Raw genomic sequence first — 11168 nt, 5'->3', positions numbered from 1 at the left:
CGACGATCCGCCCGGCCTCGATCACGAGGATCTGGTCCGCGGCCCGGATCGTCGATACGGAACGCGAAAAGGTGCCGAGTGCTTCTCAGCGGGGTGCTACGTCCCACATGCGCTCGCCGGGCAGGGGGTCGGGGAGCCGGTCGACCGCCGGCATCGGGTCGTTGGTGACCCGAAGACCGGCGAAGCGGCGGCTCATGGCGTGTGCGTACCGCTCGGCCAACGCCGGCTCGGCGTTGTAGTCGGCGATCACGTGCTCACCGAACCAGACTCGGACGCGTCGGCGCTCAGACGTCTGGGTGGCGGTGGCGGTTGTCACTGGTCCTCCTGGCTTGTAACTCGAGGGTGGCCGGCCTGGGAACGCGGAGCGAGCGCGATGGCGGTGCGCCGTGTGTTCACCGTCACGTCAGATCCAACGGAGGACGCGGACCCGAAGTCACGCCCCGATCGCGATTCGGCGAACTTTTCCGAGACCGTCCAGGACCGAATTCTTCGAGCCTTTGTTCGATTACCGCAGTCAGCCGAACGGACCGCGGGTGGAGACCCCGCCGTCGAGCACGAGTTGCTGGCCGGTGACGTAGGCCGACGCGTCCGAGGCGAGGTAGACGACGGCCTCGGCGATCTCCTCGGACCGGCCGAGCCGGCCGACCGGGATCTCGTCGATCCAGTCGCCGCCCGCGTCGGGTGCGGTGTTCGCCACCGCTGTCGCGATCGCGCCGCCGGCCGCGACGTTCATCCGGATGCCGTCGCGGGCGTACTCGGCCGACACCGTGCGGGCGAGACTGAGCAGGCCCGCCTTCATCACGCCGTACGCCGCCTGTTCGGGAGCGGCCATGATGCCGGTCACCGATCCAACGCTGACGATCGAGCCGCCGCCGCCCTGGTCGAGGAAGACCCGCACGGCCGCGCGGACGGCGCGCATCACGTAGCGGAGATTGACCTCGTAGATGGTGTCCCAGTCGTCATCGGTCATCTCGTGCAGCTTGACCGCGGGGACGAAGGCCACCTGCCCGCCGACCACCGTGACCAGGACGTCCAGCCCGCCTAGTTGCTTTACCGCCGCGGCGACCATGGCCTCGATGTCAGGCAGGGAACGGACATCGCCGGCGAACGGGTACGCCGTCGCGCCACGCTGCCGGAGCTCGGCGGCCGCCTCCTCGGCGCGCGCGGGATCGATGTCCACCACAACGACCGCCGCGCCTTCGTCGGCGAAGGCGTTGCCCACGGCGCGGCCGATTCCCGCGCCACCGCCACCGATCACCAGCGCACGTTTCCCGGTCAGCCGCATGTCCCGGAGCGTAGACGATCCGGAGCGCAACCGGTCGAGGATCTGTTCGATTGAGAATTCATAGGGTTTCCTCAGGAACGACACGCCGGGCTGTCAGAAGGAGTCCGTACGCTGGATTTCGTGACCATCGAAGACGCTGGAACGAAGTCCCTGGCGGTCCCGCAACGACGGGCCGACGGGGTCGTGCAAGCACCCGATCGGGTCCAACCCACCGGCCTTGCGGCCGTGCAGACCGAGCAGCTGATCGGCGACGTCGGCGACGCGCTGCGGCTGCTCGACGCGGTCGAGCGCGTCCGCGGCCACGCGCATCCCCTCGTCCTCGGCCTGCAGGACGCGGTCGGCCTGAAGATGCCCGCGGCGCTGGTGCTGAGCGCGATCGCGAACGGCCGCCGCAACGCCGAGGAAGTCGCCGACCAGGTCGGTACGACGCCCGGCGAGGCGGAGCTCGCGATCGCCGAGCTGGAGGCGCTCGGCATGGTCCGGACGGACCCGCGGCTGACCGTCACCTCACTCGGCCAGGCCCGCCTCTCCCAGCTGGACGCTCTGACGGTGCGCGTGCTGGACGTCGTGACCGGCATCCTCGGCCCGACCGACGCCGGCCACCTGATCCGGCTGCTGCACACCGTGGCCGACGGCCTCGAGTCCGCCGCCGTCACCGCAGCCGTCCCACAGGTGGCCATCCACAACTGACCCATGTCGAGCCGGCGGTGTCCGCAACGACGTACCTGAGGTAAACCTGATCCCAGGGAGGTATGTCATGTTCAAGGACACGAAGGCGTTCAGCAGTTTCTCGGTGAACGACATCCCGGCCGCCAAGGAGTTCTACGGCGGCAAGCTCGGACTCGACGTGGCCGAGGAGAACGGGCTGCTCCGGCTGAACGTCGCCGGCGGCAACCCGGTCATGGTCTATCCGAAGGACAACCACGTGCCGGCCGAGCACACCGTGCTGAACTTCTCGGTCGACGACATCGAGAAGACCGTGCGGGAGCTGGCCGCCTCCGGAGTGACCTTCGAGCGGTACAGCGACGACCACGACGAGCTCGGCATCCTTCGCGACCCGCGGGGCCCGGCGATCGCCTGGTTCAAGGACCCCGCGGGCAACACCCTGGCAGTCCTTCAGGAATGAGGCACCGGGTCGTCGTACTGGCCCAAGCGGCCCTTGTAGCGGGCGCCGTGGAGGTAAGGCCAGGAGTACGGCGTGCAGCCGTGCAGGCCCAGCGTTTGTTGCTGCATGACCGGCGCCGGCCGGCCGGGTCCCGGGCACAGCTCGTGGCCGCGGCCGAGCCGGTGTCCGGTCTCGTGATTGATCATGTACTGCCGGTACGCCGCCAGCGATGCACCGTAGTTCGGCACTCCGTGCACCCAGCGCGCGATGTTGAGCACGACCCGGTCGCCGATCCGGCAACTGGTGTACCGGTCGTACCCGCCACCACAGATCGCGTCGCGCGTCGCGGGCGTCACCAGCATCAGCGTGAAGTCCGGGTTCTCGCCCGGACCCACCTGCCGGAAGCGCCAGAGCCGCTGAGACGCCCAGCCCTGCGGCGCGCCGTACGTCGCCCGGACGAACTGCGCCAGCGCGGTCCGGTCGACCCCCTCGATGCCGCCCTCGATCGCGATCTGGAAGGTGAGCACCCGGCCGCCGCGGCCGATGACCGCCGGGTTCCCGGGCAGGACGGCGTACGACGCGGACCCGCGGGCCGGGTAGGTGATCTGTGGTTGCGAACGCGCGGGGGCCGAGGTGGAGCGCTCGCCCGGGTCGACCGGCCTGACGGGCTGCTGCACGCTCTGCGCCTGCTCCGACGACTCCGCGACCGGGCGGGCCGGGTAGCCGTGCCGGGCGAACGGGCTGGCGGGTAGCTGGTACAACGCTCCGACCGCGACCACGGCCGCGATCGCCAACCCGGTCGTCCTGGCAACACTCCGACGGCGCATCTGGTGAGCTCCTCACAGCGCCCCTTTGGGCGCATTCTCACTCGTTCTTGCCCGGGTGCCCAGAAACCCTTCTCATCCCACGTTGGAGAAGCGCATCGTCGGGTAGTTCGCCTCGACGAACCCCAGTGCCCGGTAGAGGTCGATACCGTCGTCGGTCGCGTGCAGCTCGACCTGGCCGACGGCGGTCTCGTCGCGGAACCAGTCCATCAAGGCGACCACGCAGGCCCGCGCGAGTCCGCGGCGGCGGAAGTCCGGCTCGGTGCTCACGTTGTACAGGTGACCGCGGAGCGTGGTGAGGTCCTTCGGGCCCGGTGGGTGGACGTAGACGTTGCCCGCCGCGCCCGCGACCACGCCGACGCTCGGGTCGTCGACGACGTACGCGGCGAAGGTCTCCGGCGACGCTAGCTGCCCGGCGAACCACTCCCGCGCGATCCCCCGCCACGGGGCGTCCGGGCCGCCGGCGTCGTTGCCCATCGCCTCGAGCATGAGGCCACGCAGCCGGACCAGGGCGTCTGCGTCGTCCGGCTTGGCCCGCCGTACCTGAATGTCAGTCACCAAACCATCCTGCCAGTCCGAACTTTTTGTCCGGTCAGGGAATCGTAGGAAGTGGACGCGAACCGGGGACGTGTCCACTGTCTTGCCGCCGATCGAGCAGGAGCGTCGTGTCCCCGAGCACCAGAGCCCGCCGCGCCGCGCGTCCCGGTCGAGCCCGGCGCTCGACACCTCGGCAACGGTCGTCCCTCGCCGCACTGGCGCTCGCCGTCCTCGGCGTCCTTCTCCCCGGTACGGCGTACCTGGCGGCCCGCCGGTTCCGGCTCGGCGCCGTGGTGACGCTGATCAGCCTCACGGTGTACGGCGCCGCCGCGTACGTCGGCCTGCAGCGCCGGGACGACGTGATCGGGTGGGCCCTGGATCCGGAGTTGCTGCTCTGGATGGTCGGCGGGCTGGCCGCGGCCGCCGTGTGCTGGGTCGTCGTTCTCGTCACGTCGTACAAGATGCTGCGGCCTCTCACGGCGCCGCCGGTGTCGAGACTGTTCGGCGCGGTGGTGGTCGGGCTGGTCTGCTTCGGCATGGCGTCCAGTACGGCGCTCGGAGCGCAGACGCTGATGGCGCAACGCAGCCTGGTGCGCAAGGTGTTCGGGAACGAGAAGACGAAGAGTCAGACGCGGCCGACGATCACCAACCCCAAGGACGTGTGGGCGCAGCTCCCCCGGCTGAACATCCTGCTGCTCGGCGCGGACGACGGCGAAGGGCGGGACGGGACCCGGACCGACACCGTGATGGTCGCGAGTATCGACACCAAGACCGGGGACACCGCGCTGATCTCGCTGACCCGGAACTGGATGCGGATGCCGTTCCCGAAGGACTCGCCGCTGTCCAAGCTCTACCCGACCGGCTTCTGGGACCCGAACGGACCCAAGGAGCAGCCGAACTTCTACCTCGACGCGATGTACCGGATGGTGCCGGAGCTGCATCGCGGGATTCTCGGGCCCTCGGACAACGAGGGCGCCGACGTGCTGAAGCTGTCGGTCGGCGAGGCGCTCGGGCTGAAGCTGCACTACTACGTGCAGATCAACCTGGCCGGGTTCGAGCAGCTGGTCGAGGCGCTCGGCGGGATCACGGTGAACATCAACTACCCGGTGCCGGTCGGCGGGAACGACGACAAGAAGATCCCGCCGAGCCGCTACCTCGAGCCCGGTCCGAACCGGCACCTGAACGGCGAGGACGCGCTCTGGTTCGCCCGCGGCCGCTACCAGGTGCCGGGCGCGGACGTCGCGCGGCAGGCGCGTCAGCGCTGCACGATCAAGGCGATCGTCGAACGCGCCACCCCGCAGAACGTCCTCACGAACTACCAGTCGATCGCGAAGGCCGGCGAGGAACTGATCCGCACCGACGTCCCGCCGGACCTGATGGCGCACCTGATCGGCCTCGGCCAGAAGGTGAAGTCGGCCAAGATCAGCAACGTCGACCTCGACAAGCAGAAGAACTACCCGAACGGGCGCAACCCCAACTACGCCGGCATGCGGACCATCGTGCGCACCGCGCTCAACCCGCAGCCGAAGCCGCGCCCGACCGCACCGGCAACGACGACGACGCGCCGGCCGACCAGCAAGCCGACCAGCAAGCCGACCGCGACGCCGACCACCTCGGACAACCTCGCCGAGGCCTGCGCCTACAACCCCGGCTGAGCTCGCTGGGGTCAGGCGTAGCGGACGCCGAGACCGCCGTCGACCGCCCAGTTCGCGCCGGTGACGAAGGCGGCGGCCGGCGAGGCCAGGAAGCAGACCACCTCGGCGACGTTCTCCGGCGTCCCGATGCGGCCCAGCGGGTGCACGCTGAGCGCCTTCTCGCGTTCGCCGGGGATGGTGTCGAAGAACTCCTCGAGCAGGTCGGTGCCGATGTAGCCGGGGCTGACCGCGTTCACCCGGACCTGGTGCGGCGCGACGTCGAGGGCGAGGCTGCGGGTCATCCCGACCAGGCCGGACTTGGCCGCGGCGTACGGGAACATGCCGGCCGTGGTCAGGCTGGAGTGGATCGAGGCGATGTTGACGATCGAGCCGTGCCGGTTCTCGATCATCGAGGGCAGCACCTGCCGGGCCATCAGCCAGGCGCCCTTCAGGTCCACGTTGAAGACGCCGTCCCACTCCTCGACGGTCATCTTGGTGGCGTCGGCGTACGCGTTCTTGCCGGCGTTGTTGACCAGCACCGTGATCGGCGAGCCGAGGTCGTCGGTGAGCTTCTCGACGGCCTGCCGGACGGAGGTCTCGTCGGTGATGTCGCCGACCGCGGCGGCGACCTTCGCGCCGGTCTCCTGGAGCTCAGCGGTCGTCGCGGTGAGCTGGTCGGCCAGTACGTCGACCAGCGCGACGGCAGCGCCTTCCTCCGCGGCCTTCGCGGCCACCGCCCGCCCGATCCCGCGCGCGGCTCCGGTCACCAGCACGACCTCGTTCGTCAGACGTCCAGTCAACGCAGTCTCCTCAAACCTAGGCGTGAGTAGACCCTAATCCGGAGCGGGCGGATGCGGCGGCTGCTCTCGCGTAGCGGTCAGCCGCCGCCTGGGACAACGGCTGCCGGAGCAGCACGAGCTGGTGGTAGAGCGGGGCGGTCGCGGCCATCACGACCTCGTGCGGATCGGTCGCCTCATCCACCTCCCCGCGTACGACGGCTCGCCGTACGACGTCCGCGCTCCGGCGATACCGGTCCACCCAGAACGCGGTCAGGGCCTCGGCGGCTTCCGGCGTACGGAACGAGGCCGCGATCACCGCCTGGGTCACCGACGGCCGCGCGGTCAGCGCCTCGTGCACCTCGCGGTTGAGCTCGACCAGGTCCCCCTCGAGCGAACCGGTGTCGGCCGGCTCCCACGAGTCGTCGAGCCCTGCCTGCAGCAGGTCGACGAGCAGCCCGGCCACCGTCTTCCATCGCCGGTAAACCGTCGTCCGGTGGACGCCGGACCGCGCCGCGACCGCATCGATCGTCAACCCGTCGTACCCGTGCTCGGCCAGCTCTGCCTCGACCGCCGTCAGCACGTCGGTCCGCACCCGCGCCGTCCGCCCACCCGGCCTGCTTGCGCGCTCGCCTGTCGTCATGGCATCATCTTAATGCAACATTCGTCGCATTAGTGGAGGCAGCAGTGATCTTCTGACCCCGGCCGTTCCGACAACGAACCCGCGCGCGTCAGGAGGATCTCCATGTCTACGCAGCTGTCTCTGCACGACCTCACCAAGTCCTACGACCACCGTCTGGTGCTCGACCAGGTCACCTGCGCCTTCCCGCCCGGACAGGTCAGCGGCCTGATCGGCGAGAACGGCTCCGGCAAGTCGACCCTGCTGCGGATGGCGGCCGGCCTCGAACCACCCACCGACGGCACGGTCGTCGCGGCCGGAAGCCTCGGCTTCCTTGCCCAGGACAACCCGTTGCCACTCCACCTGGACGTCGCGGCCCTCGCCGACCACGCCTTGGCGGACCTTCGCCGGATCGAGGCCCGGCTCCGCGAGCTGGAGCACCTGCTCGCCGCCGGTCACGATGTGCTCGACGAGTACGGCGAGCTGCAGACCGCGTTCGAGGTCCGCGAGGGCTACGACGCGGACGCCCGCTTCGCCCGAGCGACTCACGGCCTCGGTCTCAGCGACCTCCCGGGCGACCGGGTCCTGGCCACACTGTCCGGCGGTGAGCTCGCTCGCTTGCACCTCGCCGCCGTGCTCGCGTCGTCGCCCGAGATCCTCTTGCTGGATGAGCCGACCAACCACCTCGACGTGACCGCCGCGACCTGGCTGGAGGACCATCTCCGATCCAGGCGCTGCACGACCGTCGTGGTGTCGCACGATCGCGCGTTCCTGGAGCGCGTGGCCTCGACACTGTTCGAGGTCGACGGCGAAACGCATCGGGTCACCCGCTACGGCAACGGATACCAGGGCTACCTGGCCGAGAAGGCCGCTGAGCGGGCGCGGGCCGAGCAGACCCGGCAGCAGTGGGAGGACGAGGTCGCCGCTATGCGCGTCACCGTCCGGACCACGGCCGACCGGGTCTCGCATCGCGGCTTGATGAAGGACAACAACAAGGTCGCGTACGACCGCGCGACCGGCCGCGTCAACCAGGCTGAGCGCAGCAAGATCCGCAACGCCAAGGAACGGCTGCGCCGGTTGGAGGACGACCCTCCGCCGATCCCGGCGAAGCCGATGCGGTTCAGAGCGTCCCCGCGGACGACGGGAGCGCCCGCCGGCCTGGAGGCGGTCGGAGTCTCGGTCACCGATCGGCTCCACCCGATCTCGGTCGAGGTGCAGGACCGGCTGTTGATCACCGGGCCGAACGGCGCCGGCAAGTCCACCCTGCTCGACGTACTTGCCGGTCGACTCCAGCCGGACTCCGGCTACGTTCAACGCCGCGGCCGGATCGGCTACCTCCCCCAGGAGACCACCGAGCACGAACCCGGTGCACTGTCCACCGGTCAACGCCGCAGGCTCGCCGTGGAGCGCTTGCTGAACACGCAGTACGACGTCCTGCTGCTCGACGAACCCACCAACCACCTGTCACCCGCGCTTGTGGAGGAACTGGAGAACGCGCTCGACGAGTACGCGGGCGTGCTCGTCGTGGTCAGCCACGACCGCCGGTTCCGCTCCCGCTGGCGTGGTGAGGTGCTCGACCTGAAGGAGGCCGATCTTGTTGGTCACCGAACATGAAATCGCCGGTCCGTACGGCGTTGCTGTCGTCAACGGCGAGGTGTGGACGACGCTGGTTCACGCGGGTGTGGTCGCGCGGCTCTCGGGCGAGCGGTACGACGCCGGCGAACGGCCGAGTGTGATCGTGCCGGGCCCGGATGGCGCGGTGTGGTTCACGCGGAGTGGGGACAACCGGATCGGGCGGATCGGGTCGTCGGCATCGGCCTTCGAGGTGCCGGGGTCGCCGTACGGGATCTGCTCGGGGCCGGACGGCGCGTTGTGGTTCACGGTGATGGACACGGATCAGGTCGGCCGGATCACGGTCGACGGCGCGGTGACGACGTACCCGATCGGAACGTCCGGGGCGTTCCCGGCGATGATCACCGCGGCTGCGGGCGACCTGTGGTTCACGCTCAACCAGGGCAACGCGGTCGGGCGGATGACCACGAGCGGCAACGTGACGACGTACCCGTTGCCGACCGACGCGGCGGGACCGGTCGGGATCAGCGCGGTTGCGGACGTGGTGTGGTTCGTGGAGATCCTCGCGGATCAGGCCGGCCGGATCACGCCGGACGGGAAGATCGAGGAGTTCGCGCTGCCGGCCGGGTCGAAGCCGCACGCGGTGACCGCGACCGACGACGGCGGCTGCTGGATCACCCTGTGGGGTGCGGGCGCGGTTGTTCGGTTGGATGCCGCGGGCAACCTGATCGAGGAGGTCGCGCTGGGCGAAGGGTCCGAGCCGCACGGGCTGGCCCTGGACGCGGACGGATCGGTCTGGGTGGCGCTCGAGAAGGGTTCCGTTGCTCACATTCAACCGGGAGAGTGAGGGGGTTCACTCTCCGGAAGGAGGACCGGTCCGGGCCGGCGGGAGCAGAGTGGTGGTGTGACCACGACGCTGGGGATTCGGACCGCGGCACCACGGGTCCGGGACGTGCTCGCGGTCGGCCGGCCGGCGTTCTGGGTCGTGTCGATCGTGCCGTACTACGTCGGCATCCTGCTCGCGACCCGGCGGCTCGTCCCGCCGCTCGAGGACTGGCCGCGGCTGATCGTCGGCGCCGTCGTGATGGGCCCGCTGGTGTGGCTCGCGGTGCTCGCGATCAACGACGCGCACGACCTCCCGAGCGACCGGCTGAACCCGCGCAAGTCCAAGTCCCCGCTGCTCGACGGCCGGATCACGCTGCGGGCCGTGAAGCGGCTGGCGTTCGCCGCCGCGGTCGCCGCGGTCGGGATCAGCCTGCACGTCGGGATCGTGTTCGCGCTCGGTGTCCTGCTCGCCGTCCTGCTCGGCTACGCGTACAGCGTGCCCCCGGTGCGGTTGAAGACCCGGGCGGGTTTCGACGTCGCGGTCAACGCGCTGGCGCTCGGCGCGTTCGGGCCGCTCGCGGGTTGGGCGGCCGTCAATCCCGACCTCAGCGGCTTCCCGTGGCTGATGGGACTCCAGGGGACGTTGGCGGCGGTCGGTCTGTACCTGCCGACGACGCTGGCCGATCTCGAAGCCGACCGGGCCGCCGGGTACCAGACGATCGCGGTCCGCTTCGGCGCGCGGACGACGTACCTGATCGGGTACGGCGCCTGGATCGCGGCGGCGGGACTGTCGGTCGTGCTGGCCGCGACGGACACGATCATCCCGCGCAGCATGCTCGTGCTGGAGGTGGTGATGGTGCCGGTGCTGATCGCGGCGTACCGGCGGCTGATCGGGCCGGGGCAGTCGTTCAAGGGGATCATCGTGCTCGCCTCCCTGTTCCTCTTTCCCTGCGGCACATTCGCGCTGACCTACACCGGCGTGCTGTGATCGGAGCATGTATCCCGAGACCGAGCCGTACGACCACGGCCTGCTCGACGTCGGCGACGGCCACCGCGTCTACTGGGAAGTCTGCGGCAACCCGAACGGCAAGCCGGCCCTGGTGATCCATGGCGGGCCAGGCTCCGGTGCCGACGCGGGATGGCGCCGGTACTTCGACCCCTCGGCGTACAAGGCCGTCCTGGTGGACCAGCGGAACTGCGGGCGCAGTACGCCGGACGCGGCCGAGCCGGACGTGGACCTGAGCACCAACACGACCGCTCATCTGATCGCGGACTTCGAGCAACTCCGGGTCCACCTCGGAATCGAGAAATGGCTGCTGCTGGGCGCGTCCCATGGCGCGACCCTCGGCCTCGCGTACGCCGAGCAGCACCCGGAAGCGGTCTCCGAAATCGTCCTGTTCAGCGTGACCAACACGAGCCGGCGGGAGGTCGAGTGGATCACCCGGGACATGGGCCGCATCTTCCCCGAGGAGTGGGCCCGGTTCCGGGACGGCGTACCGGAGGAGCAGCGGGACGGGAACCTGGCGCTGGCGTACAGCCGCCTGCTGCACGACCCCGATCCCGCCGTCCGGGCGAAGGCGGCACGGGACTGGTGTGACTGGGAGGACACGCACGTCCGGACCCACCCGGACTGGAAGCCGGACGCCGCGTTCGAGGATCCGGTTTTCCGGATGCGGTTCGCCCGGCTCGTCACGCACTACTGGAGCAACGCCGCGTGGCTGGACGAAGGGGTGCTGGTGCGCGAGGCGGGCAAGCTGGCCGGCATCCCGGGCGTGCTGATCCACGGGAAGCTCGACATCAGCGGTCCGCCGGACATCGCCTGGATGATGGCCCAAGCCTGGCCGGACGCCGAGTTGCACCTGGTCGACCAGGAAGGGCACGGGGCCGGTGGACGCCGGACGAACGAGCTGATCCTGGCGGCGCTGGACCGGTTCGCGCGCTGAGCTGGGTCAGTCTCCGATTCGGGCAAAGATTTGATCACTGATCTTTAC

Annotated in this window: 13 protein-coding genes; 7 read left to right on the top strand and 6 right to left on the bottom strand. The window is 69.9% G+C overall.

Going from position 1 to position 11168, the window contains the following annotated elements:
• Positions 1–85: 85 nt before the first annotated feature.
• Together ACWCOV_RS32770 and ACWCOV_RS32765 are read right to left on the bottom strand one after the other, a co-directional pair.
• Entirely contained in the window at positions 86–316 is a 231-nt protein-coding gene (locus ACWCOV_RS32770; RefSeq protein WP_012924486.1) for a hypothetical protein, read from the bottom strand.
• A gap of 198 nt (positions 317–514) precedes the next feature.
• Positions 515–1285 (bottom strand): SDR family NAD(P)-dependent oxidoreductase, encoded by a 771-nt coding sequence (locus tag ACWCOV_RS32765; RefSeq protein WP_449833214.1) that lies wholly within the window; start codon positions 1283–1285, stop codon positions 515–517.
• A gap of 120 nt (positions 1286–1405) precedes the next feature.
• On the opposite strand from ACWCOV_RS32765, the gene ACWCOV_RS32760 reads away from it, so the two are divergent.
• Entirely contained in the window at positions 1406–1975 is a 570-nt protein-coding gene (locus ACWCOV_RS32760) for a MarR family transcriptional regulator (protein ID WP_449833213.1), read from the top strand.
• A 67-nt stretch (positions 1976–2042) separates the two neighbouring features.
• The gene (locus tag ACWCOV_RS32755) at positions 2043–2411 is read left to right on the top strand and encodes a VOC family protein (protein ID WP_449833212.1); all 369 of its coding nucleotides are present in this window, start codon (positions 2043–2045) and stop codon (positions 2409–2411) included.
• Here ACWCOV_RS32755 and ACWCOV_RS32750 read toward each other — a convergent pair.
• Together ACWCOV_RS32750 and ACWCOV_RS32745 are read right to left on the bottom strand one after the other, a co-directional pair.
• Positions 2402–3217 (bottom strand): DUF3152 domain-containing protein, encoded by an 816-nt coding sequence (locus tag ACWCOV_RS32750; RefSeq protein ID WP_449833211.1) that lies wholly within the window; start codon positions 3215–3217, stop codon positions 2402–2404. The two genes, ACWCOV_RS32755 and ACWCOV_RS32750, sit on opposite strands and share 10 nt — an antisense overlap.
• Before the next feature lie 72 nt (positions 3218–3289).
• Positions 3290–3772: a GNAT family N-acetyltransferase gene (locus ACWCOV_RS32745; RefSeq protein ID WP_449833210.1), complete on the bottom strand. Its 483-nt coding sequence runs from the start codon at positions 3770–3772 to the stop codon at positions 3290–3292.
• 107 nt (positions 3773–3879) lie between these two features.
• On the opposite strand from ACWCOV_RS32745, the gene ACWCOV_RS32740 reads away from it, so the two are divergent.
• Positions 3880–5406: an LCP family protein gene (locus ACWCOV_RS32740; RefSeq protein WP_449833209.1), complete on the top strand. Its 1527-nt coding sequence runs from the start codon at positions 3880–3882 to the stop codon at positions 5404–5406.
• Positions 5407–5417: 11 nt separating this feature from the next.
• Here ACWCOV_RS32740 and ACWCOV_RS32735 read toward each other — a convergent pair whose 3' ends face one another.
• Both ACWCOV_RS32735 and ACWCOV_RS32730 read right to left on the bottom strand, forming a co-directional pair.
• A complete protein-coding gene (locus tag ACWCOV_RS32735) occupies positions 5418–6185 on the bottom strand; it encodes an SDR family NAD(P)-dependent oxidoreductase (protein WP_449833208.1) in 768 nt (255 codons plus the stop codon).
• A gap of 16 nt (positions 6186–6201) precedes the next feature.
• The gene (locus ACWCOV_RS32730; RefSeq protein WP_449833207.1) at positions 6202–6804 is read right to left on the bottom strand and encodes a TetR/AcrR family transcriptional regulator; all 603 of its coding nucleotides are present in this window, start codon (positions 6802–6804) and stop codon (positions 6202–6204) included.
• A 102-nt stretch (positions 6805–6906) separates the two neighbouring features.
• Between ACWCOV_RS32730 and ACWCOV_RS32725 the strand changes: the two genes are divergently transcribed.
• The 4 genes from ACWCOV_RS32725 to pip are packed head-to-tail and all read left to right on the top strand — an operon-like array spanning position 6907 to position 11120.
• Entirely contained in the window at positions 6907–8394 is a 1488-nt protein-coding gene (locus ACWCOV_RS32725; RefSeq protein WP_449833206.1) for an ABC-F family ATP-binding cassette domain-containing protein, read from the top strand.
• A complete protein-coding gene (locus ACWCOV_RS32720; RefSeq protein ID WP_449833205.1) occupies positions 8375–9199 on the top strand; it encodes a Vgb family protein in 825 nt (274 codons plus the stop codon). The genes ACWCOV_RS32725 and ACWCOV_RS32720 overlap by 20 nt, the downstream gene beginning before the upstream one ends.
• Positions 9200–9256: 57 nt before the next feature.
• A complete protein-coding gene (locus ACWCOV_RS32715) occupies positions 9257–10165 on the top strand; it encodes a UbiA prenyltransferase family protein (protein ID WP_449833204.1) in 909 nt (302 codons plus the stop codon).
• Positions 10166–10172: 7 nt separating this feature from the next.
• On the top strand, positions 10173–11120 hold the full coding sequence (pip, locus tag ACWCOV_RS32710; protein ID WP_449833203.1) for a prolyl aminopeptidase: 948 nt from the start codon (positions 10173–10175) through the stop codon (positions 11118–11120).
• Positions 11121–11168 lie beyond the last annotated feature (48 nt).

The organism is Kribbella sp. NPDC002412, from assembly GCF_053592935.1.
Note: the sequence above shows the minus strand (reverse complement) of the source record. Positions and strands in the feature narration are given on the sequence as shown.